Origin of the sequence: Marinimicrobium sp., assembly GCF_002695945.1 — a bacterium.
GTDB lineage: Bacteria > Pseudomonadota > Gammaproteobacteria > Pseudomonadales > Cellvibrionaceae > Marinimicrobium > Marinimicrobium koreense.
Genome location: NZ_NZQP01000021.1, coordinates 226,306 through 248,006, shown reverse-complemented (window position 1 = coordinate 248,006; position 21,701 = coordinate 226,306). Strand labels below are relative to the sequence as shown.

The window sequence follows — 21,701 nt, the reverse complement described above, 5'->3', positions numbered from 1 at the left end:
CCGGCCGGCCGGGTAAAGTCGCCCGCCGCCTGCAGGGCTGAGGGAAGCTGTTAGAATAGCCGCCGATGTGAGCTTATGCAGCGCCGGCCAGCTACGGCGAACGCCATGCCAGTGGGAGGCATTTTTGACACAGGACATTCCAGTATTACCGGCCAGTCGCCCGGCGGCCGGAGGATTTGCGCCGGGCCTGCAGGCGCCGCGCTGGCAGCCGGCCCGCCAGGGTCGACAGGGCTGCTGGCCGGTGGCCCTCAGGCCCTGGCTGTTGGATCGGGGCTCTCTGACGGCCAAGCTGATGGCGTTCAGTCAGGGGGAGTTCCGGGTCCGCGTGTTGCGTCAGGGGTTGGCCCGGCCGGATGTATCCGAGCGCCGCTGTCTGGGGGTTGGCCCCGGCCGCTGGGTGTTGGTGCGGGAAGTGATCCTGATGGGCAAGGGCGAACCCTGGGTATTTGCCCGCAGCCTCCTGCCCCTGAGCAGCCTCAAGGGGCGGTTGCGCCAGTTGCGTCATTTGAACACTCGGCCCCTGGGGGGCTTTCTGTTTCGCCAGCCCGACCTGGAGCGCGAGCCGATGGAAATCAGCCGGTTGAAGCCCGGCCAGCGCTATGTGCCGCCGTCATTGCAGCGGGGTGAGACCCTATGGGGAAGGCGGTCCGTCTTTCGCCTGGAGGGGCGCCCGCTGCTGGTCAGTGAAGTGTTTTTGCCCGCCTTTTTGGAGCGTGTAAGTCTATGAAACGACCGTCAGCTCAAAGCCCCCGCCGTCGTGGTGGCTCGAGTTCGTCCCGAATCGATTGGCGCGGGAGGCTGTCCGCCTATCTGCGCCTGACCCGGTTGAACCGTCCCATCGGCAGTTTTCTGTTGCTCTGGCCTACCCTCTGGGCGCTCTGGCTGGCGGCCGGCGGCCTGCCGGACTGGGATCTGCTGGTCATCTTTGTGCTGGGGGTGTTTGTCATGCGCTCGGCTGGTTGCGTGATCAACGATTATGCCGATCGGCATTTCGATGGCCATGTCAAACGGACCAAAGCCCGCCCTATGGCCACTGGCGAAGTCTCGGAGCGGGAAGCGCTCAGTCTGTTTGTGGGGCTCTGTCTGCTGGCCTTTGTCCTGGTGCTGTTCACCGACGCGTTCACCGTGAAGCTCTCCCTGGGCGGGGTCGCCCTGGCCTTTTGCTACCCCTTCATGAAGCGCTACACCCACTTGCCCCAGGTGGTGCTCGGGGCCGCGTTTGCCTGGGCGATTCCGATGGCGTTTGCCGCCCAGCGCGGCAGTCTGGGCACGGATGTCTGGCTGCTGTACACCGCCGTGCTGCTCTGGACGGTGGTGTATGACACCCTCTATGCCATGGTGGATCGGGACGATGACCTCAAGGTGGGCATAAAGTCCACGGCGGTCCTGTTTGGCGATCTGGACCGGGCCATGGTGGCGGTGCTGCAGGGGCTGACCCTGTACGCGCTGGTGATGGTGGGCGGGCGCTTTGAGCTGGGTGTTCCCTATTATCTGGGGCTGGTCGCGGCGGCCGGGCTCTTTGGCTACCATCAGTACCTGATCCGCTTTCGGGAACGGGACCCCTGTTTTCGAGCCTTTCTGAACAACAATTGGGTGGGCTTTGTCATTTTTGCGGGCATCGTGATTGACTTCATGGTGTCACAATAACCTTATTCATTTCCGCTTTGTCATAATTGTGTAACACTGAGTTTATTAAATACGCTGGCGCGAAGGTTGATTTCCAACCTCGGGGCGCCGGCGTTATGCCGCCGTCCCGATCGTTCACTGATGACAGGCAGGTATTATGGCAGGGCGCAGGATTCTCATAGTTGACGACGAAGCCGCAATTCGCGACATGCTCCGGGTGGCCCTGGAGATGGCGGATTACGAGTGTCTTGAAGCCAGCAATGCCCAGGAGGCGCTGGAGCTGATCGTCGACGAGCGGCCCGACCTGGTGCTGCTGGACTGGATGATGCCCGGCACCAGTGGCGTTGAGCTGGCCCGCCGGCTCAAGCGTGAGGAAGTGACCGCGGAAGTTCCGATCATCATGCTCACCGCCAAGGGTGAGGAAGATAACAAGATCCAGGGGCTGGAGGTCGGTGCCGACGACTACATCACCAAGCCCTTCTCTCCCCGGGAGTTGGTGGCGCGCCTCAAAGCGGTATTGCGCCGGGCCGACCCTCAGGTCAACGGCAATCCCATCCGGGTTCAGGGCCTGTGCCTAGACCCCGCCAGCCACCGGGTCACCATCAACAACCGGCCGGTGGATATTGGCCCGACCGAGTATCGGTTGCTGGAGTTCTTCCTGACGCACCAGGAAAGAGCTTATACTCGCAGCCAGTTGCTCGATCATGTCTGGGGTGGCAATGTCTATGTCGAGGAGCGCACGGTGGATGTCCACATCCGGCGCCTGCGCAAGGCTCTGGCCATAGACGACCACGAGAATCTGGTGCAGACCGTACGCGGCACCGGCTACCGGTTTTCGACCCAGGCAGGTTGATCCCTGAACATCCGTTGAATCGCGGGGCCTGTGCATTGGCTCCCTGAAGAGGCCGGTTATTTTGCTGCGTGGTTACAGCGTCGAAGTTCGGCGCCTGCTGATAATCCTTTNCCTGTGCGCCCTGGTCGGCTTCTGGTTCGANCATGTGGTGTGGGCNCTACTGGCGGGCAGTCTNCTGTACGTCTCCTGGATGGTGTGGCAGATCCGCCGNTTGAATAAATGGNTGCTGCGTAACAATGACGAGCCGCCACCGGAATCGAGCGGTATNTGGGGCGACCTGTTCGACAATATCTATCACCTGCAACGCCGTCAGGTGCAGGAGAAAAACAGCCTGCAGGCGGTCATCAACCGTGTTCAGGAAACCAGCGCGGCGCTGCGCGATGGCGTGATTGTGCTCGACTGGCGCGGCTGTCTGGANTGGTGGAANCCCTCNGCNCAANGGNTGCTCGGNTTTCACAGCAGTGANCAGGGCAAATCGGTCATCAACTTCATTCGCCACCCCAAGTTTGTGAATTACTTCGAAGAGGGCANCTACAGCGAGCCGCTGGAAATTCCCTCGCCACGTTTCACCTCCAANCGTCTGCAGTTTCAGATCACCCGCTTTGGCCGCAACGAACGACTGATCGTGGTGCGTGATGTGACTCAACTGCATAAGCTGGAACAGATGCGTCAGGACTTTGTGGCCAACGTCAGCCACGAGCTGCGCACCCCGCTGACCGTCATCAGTGGCTACCTGGAAACCCTGTCGGACAGCGGTACCGATCTGACGCCGCCATGGCGGCGGGCGCTGGATCAGATGCAGCAGCAATCAAAGCGCATGTCGCTGTTGATCAACGACTTGATTACCTTGTCCAAACTCGAAACCACGGAGTCGGGTTACAACCACAAGCCGGTGAAGTTGGAACCGTTACTGCAAGCGATTCGCTCCGAGGCCACGGCTCTCAGTGGCGAACGGGGGCATGAAATTTCACTGAAATGCGAGTCGCCCGACTTGCAGCTTATGGGCAACGAAAAAGAACTGCACAGTGCCTTCTCCAACCTGGTTACCAATGCCGTGAAATACACTCCGGCCGGTGGCAAGATTGCCATGCGCTTGTGGCAGGCGCACCGGCAGATCTTTTTCTCCGTGCAGGACAACGGCCCGGGTTTCGATAGCAAACACATTCCGCACCTNACCCAGCGCTTTTACCGTGTGGAACAGAGCCGCAACAGCGGCACCGGTGGCACCGGCCTGGGCCTGGCCATCGTCAAACACGTCCTGCTGCGCCACGACGGCGAGCTGCAGATCAGCAGCGAAGTGGGCGTGGGCAGCACCTTCACCTGCATCTTCAGCCAGCCCCCCACCGAGTAAGGCGCCCATGCGGCGCCCCACACCCGTGGGCCGCGTAGGGCGGATAAGGCNNAGCCGCATCCGCCGTNACCCAACCGCAGGNCNCGCANGNCNTNNCATAAAACCNCCNNCGNTNAACNCNACCNCNGAGCGTGCTATAGTANGCTCNNCTCAAANNNNCANNNCCCAGNNNNCTATGCCCGAACTACCCGAAGTCGAAACCACCCGCCGGGGCATCGCNCCCCANATCGAAGGCCGAANCGTTACCGAGGTCGCNNTCCGNCANCCCAAGNTGCGCTGGCCNGTATCCGAACCGCTCGCGGCGGCAATACAGGGCAAGCGACTGCGCGAGGTCGGACGTCGGGGGAAATACCTGCTGCTGGGGTTCGACAGTGGCACNGCACTGATTCACCTGGGTATGTCCGGCAGTCTGCGCATCGTAAAACCTGACGAGCCGCCGCGCTTTCACGATCACTTCGATATCGCCTTTGGCAACCGTGTGCTGCGCTACTGTGACCCGCGCCGGTTTGGTTGTCTGCTCTGGGTAGAATCGGACCCCTACGGGCACAGCCTGCTGGCAAGCCTCGGGCCGGAACCGCTGGGAGAGGACTTTACGCCTGANTACTTATTCCAGCGCAGCCGCAAGCGCCGGGTTCCCATCAAGCAGTTTCTGATGGACAGCAAAACCGTCGTGGGGGTGGGAAACATCTACGCCAACGAGGCGCTGTATATGGCGGGAATCAAGCCCATCCGGAAAGCCTCAACGCTGACCAAGCGGCAGAGCGAACTGTTGGTTGCGCAAATTCGATTTGTGCTGCAACGCTCCATTGATCAAGGTGGCACTACGTTGAGGGACTTCGTTGGCGGCGATGGCCAGCCGGGCTACTTCAAACAGCAGTTGCTGGTTTATGGNCGAGGCACCGAGCCCTGCAAGCAGTGCGGTAAGGCGCTGAAAGAAATCCGGATGAANAACCGGACGACGGTGTATTGCACCGACTGTCAGCGCTGAACGNTCACGGGTGATGCGGGCCGCGTCACCAACCAGATCCCCCCGCANACCAANANCANNGCCAGCAGGTTTTTCCAGGCCAGGATGGTTTCCCCGAGAAACAGCGCNGAGAGGCCCGCGCCGAAGATCGGAATCAGAAACTGGAAGGGAATCACCTGNCCCACGGGGTTGTGCTTGAGCAGGAAGCTCCACAGCGCAAAGGCCGCGGCGGACAGTGCCATCAGATAGAAAAACAACACCCCGCTGGTGGCAGTAAGCCGGGGAATNTCTCCNCCGCCGCTCAACCCAATACCAATCAGAACCACGCCGCCGATGGTCANCTGTTGGGCGGTCATGACCATCGGGTCGATGTGTTGGGANAAGCGCTTGCCGTAGATCAGCGAGATCGATAGCACCAGGGCNGCGATGGCGATAAAACCCTCNCCCAGCAGNGTGACATCAAAGTCCAGNGGNCCCTGCCCCAGGTTGATCAGNACCACCCCCGCAAAGCCGATCAGGCATCCGAGGCTNCGGCCGGTNCTNAGNTTGTCGTTGCGGTAAATNAAATGCGCGAGCAGNACCGTAAAGAAGGTGCCGGTGGANTTCATGANCGCCGCNTTGACGCCNGTGGCGTNNGCCAGGCCAATNTANAANAACACATACTGAAGCGTGGTCTGCAGCAGCCCTAGCAGNGCGAGNTGNCCCCANTCGCGNGCGGAGAANCGCCACAGNGANTTGCCCATCAGGGCCGCCAATACCAGCAGAATGACGCCGGAGCCGAGAAACCGGTAGCCGGCAAACAGCATCTGGGAGGCGGTGTCGGNGGCCGCCATGGCCATCAACTGGTAGCCGGTTTTGATCGCGGGATAGGCGCTACCCCANAGAAAACAGCAGAACACCGCCGTGGCGATGACCCAGNGGCGGCGACCGAANNGCGAGTCGCGGATCATNCTCAGTGGTGGGGTTTGTGGCCGAACTTNTGGGCCAGNGCCGTTTCAACCTGGTGGGGAACAAACTTGCTGACGTCGCCGTTGAGGCTGGCGATCTCCCGNACAATNGATGANGAGATAAAAGACAGGTGTTCGGCGGGCGTCAGAAACAGGCTTTCCATGTTGGGTTCCAGGGCGCGATTCATATTGGCCAGCTGGAATTCGTATTCGAAATCGGAAACCGCNCGTAAACCGCGCAGCACGGCCTGGGCNTTTTTNTCNTGGACAAAGTCCACCAGNAGNGAATCNAAACCGCACACCTCGACGTTGCTCAGGTGGCTGAGGGTGTCCCGGGCCAGGGAGACGCGCTCGTTCAGNCTGAANAGNGGGCGCTTACGCGGACTTTCCGCGACACCGATAATCACCCGATCAAACAGTCGGCAGGCCCNNTCCACCAGGTCGNTATGGCCATTGGTAATCGGGTCGAAAGTGCCGGGATAAACCACTGTGCGCATGGGAAGTCTCTTGGTTGCGGTCATCAAAGGCGGTGATGGTAATGAATTTGCCCCCGGGGCGCCAGTTTCCGGTGCNNGNCGGTCAGCGGTCTACGAAATATAGNCGATAGCGCACCTGNCCGCTGNTTTTGTCCCGNTGCAGGTGCCAGTGNTCNGGGACGACNATGGGGGTGTCCGGTTCTGACTCGATATAGACCGCGGCATCCGGNGTCAGCCANCCGCCCTCGGNCAGGCGNTCGATGCTGATCTGCCAGAGGTNGTGTTGAAACGGCGGGTCGACAAAGACCACATCAAACGGNGTGGCCGGCGCGGTGGTGAGCCACTCGAGNCTGTCGGNCTGAATCACCTCGCCGGCGGTANTTTTNAGCGTNTTGAGNTTNTCGCGCAACTGAGCGGCGGCGNTGGNNTCNCGCTCCAGGAGCAGGGCTTCATCNGCGCCCCGGGACAGGGCNTCAAACCCCAGGGCNCCGGANCCGGCAAACAGGTCCAGACAGTGGGCGCCGGGCAGGAAGGGGGCCAGCCAGTTGAACAGCGTTTCGCGAATCCGATCGCCGGTCGGGCGCAGCCCGTCCACCGCCGGAAAGGTGAGTTTGCGGCCCCGCCACTGACCGCCAATAATGCGCAGGGGCTGGCTGCCCGGGGTGGGTTTTGCGGATTGGGTCACGCTTCGCTGGGGCGCTTTTCGGGTGCGGGTCAATGGGGCCTCTCTCTGAACCGGGTAGAAGTGGTAGGATAGCGCCTTTCCGCCCGTTCCTTAAAGGTAGACCCGTTCGCTTATGTTGTTTTTCAAACGCAAGAAGCCTACGCCCGAGGCGTCCGAAGGCCAGAAACCCTCATCCGAGGCATCGTCACCGGAGGCGCCTGAGTCGGTAGAGCCCTCAGCGTATAGAGAGCCTTCAGCGCCTGAAGAGCCCTCAGCGTCTGGGGAGCCCTCAGCGTATAGAGAGCCCGCAGAGTCTGGAGAGGCAGAGCCCCAAGAGGCTGCGTCCGACCCGGCCCGCGACACCCCGGAAGACCCCAAGCCCAAAAAAGGCCTGTTCGCCCGTATCAAGGCCGGCCTGAGCCGCACCAGCAGCCACTTTTCCGAGGGGCTGGGGAATCTAATTCTGGGCAGCAAGACCATCGACGATGAGCTGCTGGAAGAAATCGAATCCCAATTGCTGGTGGCGGATGTGGGCTATGAGGCCACCACCGACATCATCGACAACCTGACCGACCGGGTCGCCCGCAAGCAGTTGAATGACCCCGAGTCCCTCTTCAAGGCCCTGCGCGAGCAGTTGTCCGAACTGCTGGCGCCGGTGGAGTCGCCCCTGGTGATTGACTCATCCAGAACCCCTTACGTGATTCTGGTAGTGGGTGTGAACGGCGTGGGTAAAACCACCACCATCGGCAAGCTGGCCAAGCATCTGCAAAACCAGGACAAAAAAGTCATGCTCGCCGCCGGGGATACCTTCCGGGCGGCCGCCGTCGAGCAGCTCCAGGTCTGGGGTGAACGCAATAATGTGCCGGTGATCGCCCAGCACACCGGGGCGGACAGCGCCTCGGTGGTGTTCGACGCGCTACAGGCCGCCAAGGCCCGCGGTACCGACGTGCTGATTGCCGATACCGCCGGTCGACTGCACAACAAAAGTCACCTGATGGACGAGCTGGCCAAGGTCAAACGGGTCATGGCCAAAATTGACGAGACCGCCCCCCATGAAGTGCTCCTGGTGCTCGATGCAGGCACCGGCCAGAACGCGGTCAGTCAGGCGCGGGAATTCATTCAGTCCGCCGGCGTCACCGGGCTGGTGCTGACCAAACTTGATGGCACCGCCAAGGGCGGTGTGATCTTCGCGCTCAGCAAGGAGTTCAATTTGCCGGTGCGCTTTATCGGCGTCGGCGAGGGGGTGGATGATCTGCAACCCTTCGCCGCCGAGCCGTTCGTCAATGCCCTGTTTGGCGAGCAGCGCGGCTGACCGAGGAGAGTGTCCGCGTGATTCGGTTCGATAACGTCAGCAAACGCTACGGCAGCGGCCAGGATGCCCTTTCCCGGGTCAGCTTCGACGTGGCCCGGGGGGAGATGCTGTTTCTCACCGGTCACTCCGGGGCGGGTAAAAGTACCCTGATGAAGCTGATCATGCTGATGGAACGGCCCACCCAGGGGCAGGTGTTCATCGACGATCGCAACCTCAACCGGCTGTCCCGCCGACATATTCCCTACTTCCGCCGCAAGGTGGGCGTGGTCTTTCAGAACCACCAGTTGCTGTTCGACCGCACGGTGTTCGATAACGTCGCCCTGCCCCTGCAGATTGCCGGCTATCAGGCCTCGGAAGTGGGCCGTCGGGTGCGCGCGGCGCTGGACAAGGTGGGGCTGCTCAGTAAAGAGCGGCACAATCCGATCATGCTCTCCGGCGGTGAACAGCAGCGGGTGGGTATTGCCCGGGCCGTGGTCAACAAACCGCCGCTGCTACTGGCGGATGAGCCGACCGGTAACCTCGACCCGGAACTGTCTGCCGACATCATGAATCTGTTCGAACAGTTCAACGAAGTGGGCGTGACGGTGATGATCGCCAGCCACGACCTGGCCCTGCTCAAGCGTATGAACAAGCGGGTGCTCGGCCTCTCCGGCGGTCAGGTGGCTCACGATGGAGTCCTGCCGTGAGCCCCCGTCGACCCACCGCCCGTAAAACCGCCGCTCCGGCGGCGAAGCCTCGCAGCCAGGGCGCGAGCCAGAGTCGTACCCGCCTGACCGACCGACTGGATTCCTGGCAGGCCCACCACAGCACCACCGCAGTGGAGAGTCTGCAGCGGCTGTTTCGCACGCCCCTGCAGAGCCTTCTTACGTGGCTGGTGGTGGCCGTCGCCGTGGCCCTGCCCGCCGCGCTGTACCTGGTGTTGAGCAACGTCCAGAATCTGGGCTACAGCTGGCAGGACTCCGGGCAGATGTCGGTGTTTCTGGTGCGCGACTCCCGTCCCGAGGCGATTGAAGCGCTGCGCACCTCCCTGAACGAGGATGCGCGAGTGGACCAGGTGGAGCATGTGCCGCCCAGTGCGGCACTGGAGGAGTTCAAGTCCTACTCCGGCCTCGGCCGGGTGCTGGAAGGGCTGGATGAAAACCCGCTGCCGGATGTGCTGCTGGTGCGCCCGGCCACCAATGACCCCGAGGCGCTCACCGAGCTGCGCGATCACCTGTCCGGGCAGGCCATCGTGGCCGAAGCGCGCCTGGATATGGCCTGGGTCAAGCGCCTGCAAGAAATGATGGTGCTAGGCCAGCGGGTGGTGCTCGCGCTGGCGGCGCTGCTGGCCCTGGGGGTGCTGCTGGCGGTGGGCAATACCATCCGCCTGGCCATCGAGAACCGCCGGGACGAGATTCTGGTGGTCAAGCTGGTGGGCGGCACCGATGCGTTTGTGCGTCGCCCCTTTCTTTACACCGGCTTCTGGTACGGACTTGGAGGCGGCGTTCTGGCGCTGGGGTTGTTGGCGTTGGGCCTGTGGTGGCTGTCCGGGCCCGTGGCCCGGTTGGCGGATCTGTATCAGAGTGACTTTCGCCTTCGGGGGCTGGACCTGACCCAGAGCCTGCAATTGGTGCTGCTGTCCGGCCTGCTCGGGTTGGTGGGGGCCTGGTTGGCGGTGGCGCGGCATTTGATCCAGATAGAGCCGCGTTGACGTATTCAGTGTCATAGCGTGGTGGCGGCGGATGCGTGCTTACGCACTTATCCGCCCTACGTGGATTTATACCGCTGCGCTCGGCCGTAGGGCGGATAAGCGAAGCGCATCCGCCGTCAACCGCAGGGTCCGAGCGCAGCGGCAAAACCCGCATCCACCGTCACCCCAATCTCTATTTTTAACTTAACTCACTGATTCATAAGGTTTTTATGCTAAGGCAAGGGAACTTTTCAGGGCTTGGCAGTCTAACCCTGCAGTGCTACACTCAATGTCCAAAAATTCTCAGGAGGTAAGTGAATGAGCACTAGCCTGATGCCGGCCGGGGTACTGTCTCCCGGTGGAAACTTAAATGCCTACGTTCAGGCTGTCAGCGCCTTCCCGGTTTTGGCCGCGGAAGAGGAGCAGAAGCTGGCGGAGGACCTGTATTACAACGGCAACCTCGAGGCGGCGCGTCACTTGGTGATGTCGCACCTGCGCTTTGTGGTACACATCGCTCGTTCTTACAACGGTTACGGCCTGCCCCTGGGGGATCTGATCCAGGAGGGCAACGTTGGCTTGATGAAGGCGGTCAAGCGGTTCAACCCGGAGAAGGGCGTGCGTCTGGTGTCCTTTGCGGTGCACTGGATCAAGGCGGAGATTCACGAGTTCATTCTGCGCAATTGGCGCATTGTGAAAGTGGCTACCACCAAGGCCCAGCGCAAGCTGTTCTTCAACCTGCGCGGTGCCAAAAAGCGCCTGGCGTGGCTGAACAACGATGAAGCCGAAGCGGTGGCCGAGGATCTGGGCGTTGATGTCAAGCACGTGCGTGAGATGGAAGGACGTCTTTCCTCTTACGATGCGGCCTTCGATGCCGGTGAAGAAGACGATGATGACAGCCATTACGTGGCCCCGGTCCACTACCTCGAAGACAAGCGGTACGATCCCGCCACCCAGTTGGAAGACGCCAACTGGGAGGAAAACAGCGTCAATAACCTGGAAAAGGCGCTGGAAACCCTGGACGATCGAAGCCGGGCGATTCTGCAGCGGCGCTGGCTGAGCGAAAGCAAGGCCACCCTGCACGAGCTGGCCGATGAGTACGGCGTATCCGCCGAGCGCATCCGTCAGTTGGAGAAGAACGCCATGAAGAAGGTGAAAACTGCCATACTGGCTGCCTGATCAAGCGCTACCAATGGCCCTCGAAAAAGCCGCGCCTCGCGCGGCTTTTTTGTGTAACTGAACTTTTTATGGGGAGCGGTGCGCTATGGCGGCTGTGTTTTTGGTGTTGGCCGCGTTGTTTGGTCTGCTATCGGTCATGCTCGGCGCCTTCGCCGCCCACGGGCTGAAAGCCCGGCTACCGGCGTCCGCCCTGTCGGCGTTTGAGACCGGGGTTCAGTATCAGATGTACCACGCTCTGGCGCTGCTGGCGGTGGTTGCGCTGCTGCGCTGGTTCGGCCCGACGCTCTCCCTGCTGACCGCCGGTTGGACCTTTGTCCTCGGGGTGTTGCTGTTCTCCGGTAGCCTCTATGGGTTGGCTCTGGGCGGTCCGCGCTGGCTGGGGCCGGTGACACCTCTGGGTGGCCTGTGTTTCATGGTGGGCTGGGTCCTGTTGCTGGCGGTGGGCATTCGGGCCCTGAAAACCTGAGGCGACCTGGGAAGCCTCAACTCATTCGACGATAGTGGAATTCATGACTGAACAAGATGACAGCCGGCTGATGATTCGCCCGGAGTACAAACCCAAGGCCATTCGAAGCTACGTGATTCGGGCCGGGCGGATTACCGAGGGGCAGCGGGCGGCCTTTGACGATTGCTGGCCCCGTTACGGGCTGAGCCTTCACGATGGACGATTGGATCTGGAGGCCACTTTTGGCCGCGTGGCCCCTCGGGTGCTGGAAATCGGTTTTGGGATGGGAGATTCCCTGCTGGCCATGGCACAGCAGGAACCGGACAAAGACTTTATCGGCATCGAGGTGCATCCGCCCGGCGTGGGGCGACTCATCAAAGGCGCCGCCGATGCCGGGCTGGATAACCTCCGGGTGTATATGGCGGACGCCATTGATGTGCTGGATGACTGCATCCCGGAGGGCGGCATCGATCGCTTTCAACTGTATTTCCCCGATCCTTGGCACAAAAAGAAACACCATAAACGGCGTATCGTACAGCCGGCTTTTGTCGAAAAGGTGCGCACCAAGCTCAAGCCCGGCGGTATTTTTCATCTGGCGACGGACTGGCAGAATTACGCCGAGCATATGCAGGCGGTGATGGAGGCGGCTCCGGGGTTCACCAATGCGGTGGCACCGGGGCAATACGCGGAGCGTCCCGACTACCGCCCCATCACCAAATTTGAACAGCGCGGTGCCCGTCTGGGGCACGGTGTGTGGGATTTGTTGTACCGGGCCCCGGCCTCTGAGTAGCGGCCCGGGAATGGCCGGCAGACCCCGCCAAACGTGACCCTGGTCGCGATTCCGGAGGGGTTTCGGTTTCAATTCCGGGGCAGAGACGGTATGCTCGCCGAGCGTTTTTTCCGCGAGCGGAATTTACCTTGGCATAATAGTGTCATAACCATCGGTTACAAGGCCTCTTGCGCTTTGGCGTCTTTTTCCTGGCCTGACTGATCTGGGGTACAATCCGTGGTCGTGGCCGGATAAGAATAAAACCATCGTGGCGCAGGCAGATCGCCAGTGGTAGCGCGTTCGAGCGTGCGTGGAGTAGTCAATTGTCGAACACAGAAAGGAAACACAATCCGTCGGCATCCGCAGGGACCGACTGGCGCAGTGAACGACTGGCCGAGTGGCTGCGTCAGGGTGGCGTATGGCTGGCTCGGGTGCCGTCCGGTGTCTGGCGTTTTGGTGCCAAATTTCTCATTGTCCTGTGGCTCAGCTACACCCTGGCCCAACTGCTGTGGGTACTGATACCGGCGCCGGAGATTCCCAAAGCGCAAGTGGCGCCGAATGCGGTGACCTCCGAGCGCAGTGGCGGCTCGGCCAGAGCCGTGGATATCGCGGCGCTGGCGTCACTCAATATCTTTGGAGAGGCCTCGGCCGACGAGGAGCCCGGTGCGTTGGACGGGGAAGCCGCGGGTCCCGCGAGCGGCCCCAGTATTGAGGATCAGGCGGTAGATACCGACCTTAAGCTGGTACTGCGGGGCGTGATGGGCAGTAATGACGAGACCGCTGCCCGTGCGATCATTGCCGATGGCAAAGACCAGGCGATATATGCGCCCGGTGACGAGTTGCCGGTGCGAGGCAGCGTGACCCTGGAAAAGGTACTGCCCCTGCGGGTCATCCTGAACAACGCCGGGCGCTACGAATCTCTGTGGCTCTATACCGACGACGACTGGAGCAGCAGCCTCGCTGCCAGCCAACCAGTGCCCGATACCCCGGGGCGCAGCTGGGAGGGCGACGAAGAGCCGGTCTACGATACCCCGGCGGAGACGCCCGGTAACACCGGGGAAGCGCCGCAGGAGGAGCTTGAAGACGCCGCCGATGAGGTTGCCGCACGGGTGGGCAGCCAGTCATTGTCCGATGTGGTGTCCATGAGTATTCACCGGGAGAACGGTCAGATCGTCGGGTACAAGATCCGCCCCGGTCGGGATCGGCAACTGTTTGATTCACTTGGCCTGCAGGCCGACGACGTGGTCAAGGCGGTCAATGGGGTTGAACTCACCAGCCCGCAGCGCGTCATGGAAATTTATCGCGAAATGGGTGATGCCCGTTCCGCCAGCCTTCTGATTGACCGGGATGGCCAGGAAGTCTCAATCGACATCGAGCTCGAATAACAGCGAGGAAGACCAGTGAAAGTGTGTGTGCAACGTCTGGCAGGAACTCTAGCAGCGGCTCTGTTCTGCGTCAGCCTCAATGCCTGGGCGCAGCAGACCTGGACGGTGAACTTCAAGGACACCGACATCCAGGAAGTGATCAAGTTCGTTGCGGATGCCACCGGCAAGACCATCCTGGTGGACCCCAAAGTGCGGGGCCAGGTGCGGGTCATGTCCCAGGACGCGGTCAATAAAGAAGAGCTGTACGAGCTGTTCCTGTCCATGATGGATGTGCAGGGGTTCACCGCTGTTGAGAATGGCAATGTGGTGCGTATCGTTCCCAACCGGGACGCCCGGTCGTTGCCGGTCCCCACGGACCTGGGCTCCAACCCGCTCGGGGATGACACCTACGTGACCCAGGTGTTGAAGCTGGAAAATATCAGTGCCTCCAAGGTACTGCCTACCCTTCGTCCGCTGGTTCCCCAACACGGCCACCTGTCCGCCTACGATCCCAGCAATGCCATCATCGTCACCGACACCCGCTCCAATATCCTTCGGTTGAAAGAAATCATTTCCCAGATTGATCAGTCCTCTGTGGTGGAAACCGAGCTGATCGAGCTGGAGTTTGCGCTGGCCGAAGACGTGGCCCGCGCCGTGACCCAGATTGAAAAGCCCGGCGCCGGAGACGGCGGTCAATCCGAACTCACCGTGGTGCCGGACAACCGGATCAACGCGGTGCTGGTGCACGGCGATGATCTCCAGCGCGAACGCATTCGCCAACTGGTTGAGCGTCTGGACCGGCCGCGCACCAAAGACAGTAATGTTCGGGTGGTCTATCTCAAGTACGCGAAAGCGGAAAATGTGGCGCAAGTGCTCAACGGCGTGATGCAGAACATCGCCCGTTCGGAAGAGGGCGGCAACAACAATGCCCGTCGTCAGGAGACCAATGTCCAGGCCGATGAAGACACCAACTCCCTGCTGATCACCGCCAACAGCGATACCATGGAGTCACTGCTGGCGGTGATCGACAGCCTCGATATTCGTCGCGCCCAGGTGCTGGTCGAAGCAATCATCGTGGAAGTGGAAGACACTGATGGTCGGGAGTTGGGCATTCAGTGGATGTACCGCGACGACAAGCGCGGCTTCGGCAGCTCCACCACTGGTAGCGGTCAGCTTGGCGCTATTGGTGTTGGTGCACTGGACAATAATGATGATAACGACAACGGACTGGTCAGTCTGGCGGGGACACTGTCCCAGACTCAGGGACAGATATTCGGCATAGGTCGACTTGGCGAGCGCACCGATTTTCTGGGCATTCTCAATATGCTGCAGGAAAACAGCTCTACCAATATTCTCTCGACGCCCAACCTGCTGACCACCGATAATCACACAGCGTCGATTTCCGTGGGCCAGAACGTGCCCTTCGCCACCGGCTCCTACGCCTCCACCGGCGGTAACAGCAACCCGGGCAACCCCTTCCGGACCATTGAGCGGCGCGACGTGGGTATTCTCTTGGAAGTGACTCCTCATGTGAACGCGGGCGACAGTGTGGTGCTGGATATTTCCCAGGAGGTGTCCAGCCTGTCCAACCTGAACAACTCCGACGGTCCGATCACCAACCAGCGCAAACTGGAAACCCAGGTGTTGGCGGCGAACGGTGAAACCGTGGTTCTCGGTGGTTTGATCGAAGAAGAAATTCAGACCTCGGTGCAGAAAGTGCCGTTCCTGGGCGATGTACCGATCATGGGCCGCCTGTTCCGCAATCAGGTGGACTCCCTGTCGAAAACCAATCTGCTGGTGTTCATTCGCGCTACGGTGATCGAGGATGACCAGCTGCTTAAAGGCGCCACCGCGGAGAAGTACAAGGCGCTGCGGGAACAGCAGGAAAACCGTCGCCGCGCAGGTGGCATGCTGTTCAGCACTGACGACATTCCGATGCTGCCCGAATGGCAAGAAAAGGTCGACGATGCCGAACGCATTCGCATGATGAGCGAGGAGCGCGAGGACGATCAGGCCGACGAGGCGGAAGAGGAGTAACCTGTGGCGGTAGAGTCGATGCTGGACGAGTTTGAAGAGAACAACGCTTCACCGCAGCTGCCGGAGGAAGAGGAGGTTCAGGCCGCCAGCGCCGGTGAGGACGCGGCCCACGCGCGTCTGCCCTTTTCCTTTGCCTCCACTCATGGGGTGATGCTGGACGAGGAAGAAACCGAAGCCACCCTGCTCTATCGTCCCGGGCTCAATCTCAATGTATTGCTCGAACTGCAACGATACCTTGGAACCAAATTTCGCCTGAAAGAAATTCCCACCGAAGATTTTCAGCGGCGCCTGACCCAGGTCTACCAAAGTGGCGATGGCGCCGCGCAACAGGCGGCCGAGGATCTGGGGGCCGAGTACGACCTGTCGTCCATGGCCGAGGACCTGGCCGATCGAACCGACCTGCTGGCGGGCAATGACGATGCCCCGATCATCCGCCTGATCAATGCCATCCTGTCCCAGGCGGTGCGCGAGGGCGCCTCGGATATTCACCTGGAACCGTTTGAAGATCGGGTGTCGGTGCGTTTCCGTATTGATGGGGTACTGAGTGAAATCCTGTCCCCCAAGGCCGAGCTCGCCCCGGTGCTGGTATCGCGCCTGAAGGTTATGGCGCGCCTGGATATCGCCGAGAAGCGCCTGCCCCAGGATGGCCGGATTACCGTGCGCCTGGCGGGCCACGCCGTAGACATCCGGGTGTCCACGATCCCCTCGGCCCACGGTGAACGGATTGTATTGCGCCTGCTCGACCAGGCGGCCGGGCAACTGACCCTGGACCAGCTGGCCATGCCGCCCTTTGTGCGCGACCGGCTGGCCAAAGCCCTGCTCAAGCCCCACGGCATCATTCTGGTGACCGGTCCGACCGGTTCGGGTAAAACCACCACCCTGTACGCGGGCCTGAGCCACATCAATACCCGCAGCCGCAATATCCTGACCATTGAGGACCCGGTGGAATACCTCTTGCCGGGCATCGGCCAGACCCAGGTCAACTCCAAGGTCGACATGACCTTCGCCCGCGGGCTGCGCGCGATTCTGCGTCAGGACCCGGACGTGGTCATGGTGGGTGAGATCCGCGACGGTGAGACCGCCGAAATTGCCATTCAGGCCAGTCTGACCGGTCACCTGGTGCTCTCCACCCTGCACACCAACACCGCCATCGGTGCGGTGATGCGCCTGAAAGACATGGGGGTTGAACCCTTCCTGCTGGCCTCCAGTCTCGAAGTGGTCATGGCCCAGCGCCTGGTGCGCAAACTGTGTCAGGCCTGCCGGGAGCCCCATCAGGCCGATCAGGCGGAGCGGGAACTGATGAATCTGCCTGAGGGAGCCACCATCTACAAACCGGTGGGCTGCAAGCAGTGCAACAACATGGGTTATCGGGGTCGTAAAGGGATCTACGAGCTGATTGAAATCAATGAGCGGATGCGTCACCTGATCCACGAACAGGCCGGTGAACACGAACTGATTGCCGAGGCGCGCAAGAACAGTCCGTCCATCAGTGATGATGGTCGCCAGTGCGTGCTCGACGGGGTGACCAGCCTGGAGGAAGTGCTCCGGGTCACCACCGCCAGCTAGCCGACGTAACCGCGAGACGATACGCCATGGGTGCCTACAGTTATCAAGCATTGAATGAGGCCGGTAAAACGGTCAAAGGCATTCTCGAGGGAGACTCCGAGCGCCAGGTGCGCAGTCAGTTGCGCGCCAAGCGACTCAAGCCCCTGGACGTCAGTAGCGTCACCGGTGGGCGCCGGGCCACCAAAGGCGAGCCGGGCCTGGCGGGGCTCCGCCAGCGCTGGCGCAGCAAGATGAACGCCCGGGATCTGAGCCTGATCACCCGGCAACTGGCGTCGCTGGTGAAGTCCGGGCTGCCCCTGGACGAAGCCTTGCAGGCCACCGCCAAGCAACAGCAGAAACCGAATAACAAACAGATCATCCTCCAGGTGCGCACTAAGGTGCTTGAAGGGTTCAGTCTGGCCAAGGCCTTGGCGGAAGTGCCCGGCGCCTTCGATACCATGTACTGCGCTCTGGTCAAAGCCGGGGAGAGCTCCGGTTATCTGGCACCGGTGCTGGAGCGACTGGCGGAATACACCCAGAGCAACCAGCAGATTCAGCAGCGGCTGAAAATGGCCATGATCTATCCGCTGGTGCTGCTGTTTATCAGTATTACGGTCATTGTGGCCCTGATGGCGTTTGTGGTGCCCAAGCTGGTCAGCGTGTTCCAGCAGGGGGAACGGGAACTGCCGGCATTGACCCAGTTTCTGATTGCCAGCAGCGATTTCATCCTCAACTATGGGCACTACACCCTGTTGGCGTTGATCGGACTGGTGGTCGGGTTCCGGCGCCTGCTTCGCAACGAGGCGCGGCTGCGGCGTTGGCATGAAATCAAATTGAAACTGCCGGTCATGGGCAACCTGATCCGGCAGATCAACTCGGCCCGCTTTGCGGCGACCCTGGCCCTGTTATCCTCCAGCGGCGTACCGCTGTTGCAGGCGCTGCGGATTGCCGGGCAGGTGATGACCAACAAGATCATGCAGGAAGCCTGTGAAGCGGTCGCCGAAGATGTTCAGGAAGGGACCAGTCTGCACCGGGCGATGGAAAACGCCGGGTTCTTTCCGCCGCTGCTGGTGCAACTGGTGGCCAGCGGTGAAGCCAACGGCACCCTGCCCGAGCAGCTCGAGAACGCCGCTCAGGATCAGGAGCGCGAGCTGGAGATGATGCTCGGGGTGGCCATGGGGCTGCTCGAGCCGGCGACGGTGGTGTTTATGGGCGGCGCCGTCTGCCTGATCGTGATGGCCATTCTGCAGCCAATTTTTGAAATGAACAGTCTCATCTGATCTGAGACCTTCAATAACACAGTGGGAGTCACACCTATGAACCGGAACCTTAAAGGCCTTGGCCGTCAGAGCGGCTTCAGCCTGATTGAAATCATGGTGGTGGTCATCATCATCGGGCTGCTGGCCAGCATCGTCGCGCCGGCGGTACTGAACCGTGCCGACGAAGCGCGTCTGCAGAAAGTGCAGGCCGATTTCAAGGCGATTCAGACCGCGCTGAAACTGTATCGCATCGATAACTATGTCTACCCCAGCACCGAGCAGGGGCTCGAAGCCCTGGTGCAGCGCCCGACCATGGCCCCCGAGCCGCGCAACTGGAAACAGGGCGGTTACCTGGATGAGTTGCCGCAGGATCCCTGGGGTTCGCCCTATCAATATCTGAGCCCGGGCGAAACCCGTGAGTACGATATTTACACTCTGGGCGCCGACGGCGTCAGCGGCGGCCAGGATCAGAATGCGGATATCAGCGTCTGGGACGAGAGCGTCCAGAACGATTGATGAATCGCCCTTGTCCGATGAACCACCAGCGGGGTTTTACGCTGGTGGAAATCATGGTGGTGGTGATGATTATTGGCATCGCCGTGGCCATGGCATCACTCTCTATCGGGGGTGATGACAGCGCCTCGCGGGCCGAAGAAACGACCGAGCAGTTTATGTTGGAGGCACGTTTCGTTTCCGAGCAGACCGTGCTCAACCAGGAAATCATCGGCCTGTTCTGGGAGCCGAGGACCAGCGAGGGCAGCACTCGCCAGCGCTGGTGCTATCACTGGCAGCGATTTCGGGATCAGGCCTGGAGCCCGGTGAGCGAAAATCTCCGGGGTGACTGTCTGCCCGAGGACTTCCAACTGGAGGTCCGCTCGGAAGGTGAGCAGTGGCAGTACGATCCCCGCCAGGATCCGCAGCGGCCGGTGTTGGTGTTCTACCCGAGCGGTGAGGCCACCCCCTACGAAATGGCGATCATGCCGGCACAGTTCGACGACAGCGAAACCCAGCGGGTGGAAGTGTCGATGATGGGGGATCTGACCTGGCTGAATCGGGAAGAAGCGCGCGAGTGGGAGCAACAGTGATGCGTCTGTCGTCGGGTAGTGCCAAGCGGACGCGGGGCTTCACCCTCATTGAAGTGATGGTGGCCCTGGTGGTGGTTGCGGTGGCGTTACCGGCCTTCCTGATGCTGGTGATGTCCCAACTGGATGGCACCGCGGCGATCCGCAATAAAACCCTGGCGTTCTGGGTGGCCGAAAACGAGATGACCCGGCTTCACCTGCAGAGTAGCCAGCTGGATGATTTCACTCTGCCGGATCAGGACCAGGGAGAGGTGACCCTGGCGGGCCGGGAGTGGCGCTGGGAACTGAGCAATGAGGCTCTGGAGGTGGGCGACTACGGCGAGATGGCCGCGTTTCGACAGATTGAAATTGCGGTATCGCCACAGACCGATCCGGACAATGTGTTGGCCCGTCTGGAAGGAATTTTCAATGCGGAGCCCTAGATTACACCTGGCCCCTCAGCGGGGTTTTACCCTGCTGGAGATGATGGTGGCCCTGGCCATTGCGGCGGCCATTGCGACCATGGCGTACCAGGCCCTGGATTCGGCCAGCCGCGGTGCCGAGCGCAGCCGGGAAGTCATGGAGGGTATCAACCGACTGGATCGGGCCTGGCAGATCATCAGCGCGGACCTGCGCCATATTCTGGCGCCGGAGCCGGGGGGCCCCACCGGGCTACGCAATCCGTTTGCCGCCGATCCGTTTGGGGGAATCGGTCAGGAGGAGCGGTTGATGCTGTTTACCCGCCATTCGTGGTTGAACCCGATGGAGCGGTTGCGCAGTGACCTGCAGGAAGTCAGTTATCGCCTCGAAGAGGGAACGCTGTGGCGGGATTATCGGCCGGTCCGCAACCGGCCCTTCGATGAGTATGATTTTGAGGAACAGGCGCTTCGACAGCGGCTGTTGGACGGGGTGACGAGTGTGGAGCTCCGCTTCCTGTCCCAGGCGCTGCTGTCCCGCTCCGGACGCAGCGCTCTGGATGGTGACGATTACTTGCGGGACTGGGCCGAGGCCTGGCCCGACCCGGATCAGGTCGGGGGCAACCCGGCGGAGTTGCCCCTGGCGGTTCTGGTGCGCATAGAAATGGAGGGCGTCGGTGTCAGTGAACGCCTGTTTGAAATTACGCAGTTCCATGCGGACTGAGCGCGGCGCCGTGCTGATCATGGCCCTGCTGATCGTCAGCGTGGTGGCCGGGCTCGCGGTGAAGTTTACCGGTGAGTATCAGTTGGGGTTGGCCAAGGCCGAGAGCCGCTGGCATGGCGCCCAGGCGCGCTCCTATCTGCTGGCGGCGGAGACCGTGGCCCGCTTTGTGCTGGAGCTCGACCCGGACCCGCAAGTGGACTACCCGGAGGAAGGCTGGGGCGGCGAAACCCCGGTGGAGCTGGGCGGCGTCTGGTTGTTTGTGTCGATCACCGACGCTCAGAGCCGCATCAACCTGAATGATCTCGGGGGTGGCAACCTGAACTCCCAGCGGGCGCACAATGACCCGGAGCGCTACACGGAGATGCAGCGGCGCTTCATCCGTCTGTTGCAGACGTTTGATGAGGAGGGGGTGCCGTTGAACCCCGATGAGGCCATCGCCATACTCGAATCGGTGGTGGACTGGATGGACCCGGACAACGAAGTGAGCGGTTTCGGCGGCGCCGAGGGCGATTACTACCTGGGCCTGGACCCGGAGTATTTGCCGGCCAACCGGACCTTTGCCAGTGTGGAAGAGCTGCGTCTGGTGCGGCACATCACGCCGGAACTGATGGAGCTGCTACGACCGCACCTGACGGTGTTGCCGGCTGGGTTGAAGACCAACGTCAATACGATGTCCGACCGGCTATTGCGGACCATAAACAGTACCGAGGACCTGCTGCCACTCAGTCAGTCCCAGGTTGAGCTGCTGCGTCAGGGCTGGCCGGCGGAAGGTTTTTACCCGGACGTCAACAGCTTCCGGGGTGACAGTGTCTGGGCCAGCCTGGGGGTGAATCCGGAAACCGGAACCCTGTCGGTGAACACCAGCCACTTTGCGGTCAATACGGTCGCGTCTCTGGTGGAGCAGCGCCGGGCGATGCGCAGTATCCTGAAGCGCTCGAATGACGAGCTGACCGTGGTGCGTCGCACAGATGTGTACTGACGGGCGTGGGTATTCGCCCAATCAATTTACAGACGGGATCAGCCGTCGGATAACGGAACAA

General features: G+C 61.3%; 22 protein-coding genes and 1 pseudogene. 20 read left to right on the top strand and 3 right to left on the bottom strand.

The window, feature by feature from the left end; all coding sequences use genetic code 11:
- Positions 1-124: 124 nt before the first annotated feature.
- The 5 genes from CMG77_RS05070 (at position 125) to mutM (ending at position 4,818) form a co-directional block, all read left to right on the top strand.
- Positions 125-727: a chorismate--pyruvate lyase family protein gene (locus CMG77_RS05070; protein ID WP_286805958.1), complete on the top strand. Its 603-nt coding sequence runs from the start codon at positions 125-127 to the stop codon at positions 725-727.
- Positions 724-1,647: a 4-hydroxybenzoate octaprenyltransferase gene (ubiA, locus tag CMG77_RS05065; RefSeq protein ID WP_286875397.1), complete on the top strand. Its 924-nt coding sequence runs from the start codon at positions 724-726 to the stop codon at positions 1,645-1,647. The genes CMG77_RS05070 and ubiA overlap by 4 nt, the downstream gene beginning before the upstream one ends.
- A gap of 136 nt (positions 1,648-1,783) precedes the next feature.
- On the top strand, positions 1,784-2,479 hold the full coding sequence (gene phoB, locus CMG77_RS05060; protein ID WP_286875395.1) for a phosphate regulon transcriptional regulator PhoB: 696 nt from the start codon (positions 1,784-1,786) through the stop codon (positions 2,477-2,479).
- 61 nt (positions 2,480-2,540) lie between these two features.
- A complete protein-coding gene (gene phoR, locus CMG77_RS05055; protein WP_286903699.1) occupies positions 2,541-3,830 on the top strand; it encodes a phosphate regulon sensor histidine kinase PhoR in 1,290 nt (429 codons plus the stop codon).
- 175 nt (positions 3,831-4,005) lie between these two features.
- A complete protein-coding gene (gene mutM / locus CMG77_RS05050) occupies positions 4,006-4,818 on the top strand; it encodes a bifunctional DNA-formamidopyrimidine glycosylase/DNA-(apurinic or apyrimidinic site) lyase (RefSeq protein WP_286903698.1) in 813 nt (270 codons plus the stop codon).
- On the opposite strand, the gene CMG77_RS05045 is transcribed toward mutM, so the two are convergent.
- From CMG77_RS05045 to rsmD, 3 genes and pseudogenes are all read right to left on the bottom strand, one after another.
- Positions 4,809-5,747: a DMT family transporter gene (locus tag CMG77_RS05045; RefSeq protein WP_286903697.1), complete on the bottom strand. Its 939-nt coding sequence runs from the start codon at positions 5,745-5,747 to the stop codon at positions 4,809-4,811. The genes mutM and CMG77_RS05045 overlap by 10 nt on opposite strands.
- Positions 5,748-5,749: 2 nt before the next feature.
- The gene (gene coaD, locus CMG77_RS05040; protein ID WP_286903696.1) at positions 5,750-6,241 is read right to left on the bottom strand and encodes a pantetheine-phosphate adenylyltransferase; all 492 of its coding nucleotides are present in this window, start codon (positions 6,239-6,241) and stop codon (positions 5,750-5,752) included.
- A gap of 82 nt (positions 6,242-6,323) precedes the next feature.
- Positions 6,324-6,815, bottom strand: a pseudogene (gene rsmD, locus CMG77_RS05035) (16S rRNA (guanine(966)-N(2))-methyltransferase RsmD).
- 202 nt (positions 6,816-7,017) lie between these two features.
- On the opposite strand from rsmD, the gene ftsY reads away from it, so the two are divergent.
- From ftsY to gspK, 15 genes are all read left to right on the top strand, one after another.
- A complete protein-coding gene (ftsY, locus tag CMG77_RS05030; protein ID WP_286804659.1) occupies positions 7,018-8,196 on the top strand; it encodes a signal recognition particle-docking protein FtsY in 1,179 nt (392 codons plus the stop codon).
- A 17-nt stretch (positions 8,197-8,213) separates the two neighbouring features.
- Positions 8,214-8,882 carry a cell division ATP-binding protein FtsE gene (ftsE, locus tag CMG77_RS05025; RefSeq protein ID WP_024461579.1) on the top strand — a complete coding sequence of 223 codons (669 nt, stop codon included), beginning with the start codon at positions 8,214-8,216 and terminating at the stop codon, positions 8,880-8,882.
- Entirely contained in the window at positions 8,879-9,886 is a 1,008-nt protein-coding gene (gene ftsX / locus CMG77_RS05020) for a permease-like cell division protein FtsX (protein WP_286875392.1), read from the top strand. The genes ftsE and ftsX overlap by 4 nt, the downstream gene beginning before the upstream one ends.
- 297 nt (positions 9,887-10,183) lie before the next feature.
- Positions 10,184-11,041: an RNA polymerase sigma factor RpoH gene (gene rpoH, locus CMG77_RS05015; RefSeq protein ID WP_286806091.1), complete on the top strand. Its 858-nt coding sequence runs from the start codon at positions 10,184-10,186 to the stop codon at positions 11,039-11,041.
- Positions 11,042-11,126: 85 nt separating this feature from the next.
- A complete protein-coding gene (locus CMG77_RS05010; protein ID WP_024461576.1) occupies positions 11,127-11,507 on the top strand; it encodes a DUF423 domain-containing protein in 381 nt (126 codons plus the stop codon).
- Between the two features lie 43 nt (positions 11,508-11,550).
- A complete protein-coding gene (gene trmB, locus CMG77_RS05005) occupies positions 11,551-12,276 on the top strand; it encodes a tRNA (guanosine(46)-N7)-methyltransferase TrmB (RefSeq protein ID WP_286806092.1) in 726 nt (241 codons plus the stop codon).
- A gap of 302 nt (positions 12,277-12,578) precedes the next feature.
- Positions 12,579-13,640, top strand: a complete 1,062-nt coding sequence (gspC, locus tag CMG77_RS05000; protein ID WP_286806094.1) for a type II secretion system protein GspC — start codon at positions 12,579-12,581, stop codon at positions 13,638-13,640.
- 27 nt (positions 13,641-13,667) lie between these two features.
- Positions 13,668-15,656, top strand: a complete 1,989-nt coding sequence (gene gspD, locus CMG77_RS04995) for a type II secretion system secretin GspD (protein ID WP_286806096.1) — start codon at positions 13,668-13,670, stop codon at positions 15,654-15,656.
- Positions 15,657-15,674: 18 nt separating this feature from the next.
- Positions 15,675-17,222, top strand: coding sequence for a type II secretion system ATPase GspE (gspE, locus tag CMG77_RS04990; RefSeq protein WP_286903725.1), 1,548 nt, complete (start codon positions 15,675-15,677; stop codon positions 17,220-17,222).
- A gap of 26 nt (positions 17,223-17,248) precedes the next feature.
- Entirely contained in the window at positions 17,249-18,481 is a 1,233-nt protein-coding gene (gene gspF, locus CMG77_RS04985) for a type II secretion system inner membrane protein GspF (protein WP_024461571.1), read from the top strand.
- Between the two features lie 36 nt (positions 18,482-18,517).
- Complete coding sequence (gene gspG / locus CMG77_RS04980) at positions 18,518-18,976, top strand: type II secretion system major pseudopilin GspG (protein ID WP_024461570.1); 459 nt, start codon at positions 18,518-18,520, stop codon at positions 18,974-18,976.
- A complete protein-coding gene (gspH, locus tag CMG77_RS04975; protein ID WP_286806100.1) occupies positions 18,976-19,545 on the top strand; it encodes a type II secretion system minor pseudopilin GspH in 570 nt (189 codons plus the stop codon). Before gspG ends, gspH begins: the two co-directional genes overlap by 1 nt.
- Positions 19,545-19,964, top strand: a complete 420-nt coding sequence (gene gspI, locus CMG77_RS04970) for a type II secretion system minor pseudopilin GspI (RefSeq protein ID WP_286806101.1) — start codon at positions 19,545-19,547, stop codon at positions 19,962-19,964. Before gspH ends, gspI begins: the two co-directional genes overlap by 1 nt.
- Positions 19,951-20,661, top strand: coding sequence for a type II secretion system minor pseudopilin GspJ (gene gspJ / locus CMG77_RS04965; RefSeq protein WP_286806102.1), 711 nt, complete (start codon positions 19,951-19,953; stop codon positions 20,659-20,661). The genes gspI and gspJ overlap by 14 nt, the downstream gene beginning before the upstream one ends.
- Positions 20,633-21,640 (top strand): type II secretion system minor pseudopilin GspK, encoded by a 1,008-nt coding sequence (gspK, locus tag CMG77_RS04960; protein WP_286806103.1) that lies wholly within the window; start codon positions 20,633-20,635, stop codon positions 21,638-21,640. Before gspJ ends, gspK begins: the two co-directional genes overlap by 29 nt.
- Positions 21,641-21,701: the final 61 nt, after the last annotated feature.

Bases quoted from the DNA above. Each gene is read 5' to 3' on its own strand.
- trmB (WP_286806092.1), top strand. From the start codon at position 11,551: ATGACTGAACAAGATGACAGCCGGCTGATGATTCGCCCGGAGTACAAA.
- gspJ (WP_286806102.1), top strand. From the start codon at position 19,951: ATGCGGAGCCCTAGATTACACCTGGCCCCTCAGCGGGGTTTTACCCTG.
- gspH (WP_286806100.1), top strand. From the start codon at position 18,976: ATGAATCGCCCTTGTCCGATGAACCACCAGCGGGGTTTTACGCTGGTG.
- ftsY (WP_286804659.1), top strand. From the start codon at position 7,018: ATGTTGTTTTTCAAACGCAAGAAGCCTACGCCCGAGGCGTCCGAAGGC.
- rpoH (WP_286806091.1), top strand. From the start codon at position 10,184: ATGAGCACTAGCCTGATGCCGGCCGGGGTACTGTCTCCCGGTGGAAAC.
- gspE (WP_286903725.1), top strand. From the start codon at position 15,675: ATGCTGGACGAGTTTGAAGAGAACAACGCTTCACCGCAGCTGCCGGAG.
- CMG77_RS05010 (WP_024461576.1), top strand. From the start codon at position 11,127: ATGGCGGCTGTGTTTTTGGTGTTGGCCGCGTTGTTTGGTCTGCTATCG.
- gspI (WP_286806101.1), top strand. From the start codon at position 19,545: ATGCGTCTGTCGTCGGGTAGTGCCAAGCGGACGCGGGGCTTCACCCTC.
- gspF (WP_024461571.1), top strand. From the start codon at position 17,249: ATGGGTGCCTACAGTTATCAAGCATTGAATGAGGCCGGTAAAACGGTC.
- gspG (WP_024461570.1), top strand. From the start codon at position 18,518: ATGAACCGGAACCTTAAAGGCCTTGGCCGTCAGAGCGGCTTCAGCCTG.
- ubiA (WP_286875397.1), top strand. From the start codon at position 724: ATGAAACGACCGTCAGCTCAAAGCCCCCGCCGTCGTGGTGGCTCGAGT.
- phoB (WP_286875395.1), top strand. From the start codon at position 1,784: ATGGCAGGGCGCAGGATTCTCATAGTTGACGACGAAGCCGCAATTCGC.